Consider the following 554-nt stretch of genomic DNA (forward strand, 5'->3'; position numbering starts at 1 on the left):
TTGAGGCTGGCAATGCAGCAAGTAATGCAACTTTCGGGTGCCCAAACGTGGCTGCCGCTGACGTTTTTGCTGAACGAAATCGGCAACTTTCTGATCCAGAACGAGACGAGCAGCATCGGCGCGATTGCGTTTGTAGTAAGCCTGTCGGCTTATTCCCATGAACTGGCAAGCCCTGCTGATGCTCAGGTTTTGGATTCGTTTTTGCGCGAGGACTTGCCGGGACGCTTTTTTACGACAGAGAGACCGTAGTCATTTTTCAAGACATCCACGACCGCCTCGAAAAACTGCGCTTTCTGATTGGACAGAGCCAACTGCTCTTCAAGCTCTTTGATGCGTTGCTCTGGCGTCAATGGTCGGTTTTTCTCGGGCATAGACCCCATCCTCGGCGAGCCAATGTATGTGCCTGGGCTCCAATCTTGCCGACCATGCTTGCGTAACCACGTCAGAACGGTCGTTTTGCCTTGAATCCCGTAGCGCTCCTGAGCCTCTTTATAACTCAGCTCGCCTTTTTCGACCTGATCGACGACCGACAATTTAAAGGTCAGCGTGTAGTC

General features: G+C 52.2%; 1 pseudogene. It reads right to left on the reverse strand.

The window, feature by feature from the left end:
- Positions 1-554 (reverse strand): annotated as a pseudogene (locus AC07W4_RS27845) (transposase family protein); the annotation flags it as partial.

The sequence above is a fragment of the Pseudomonas sp. GW821-FHT02A08 genome (assembly GCF_059422045.1).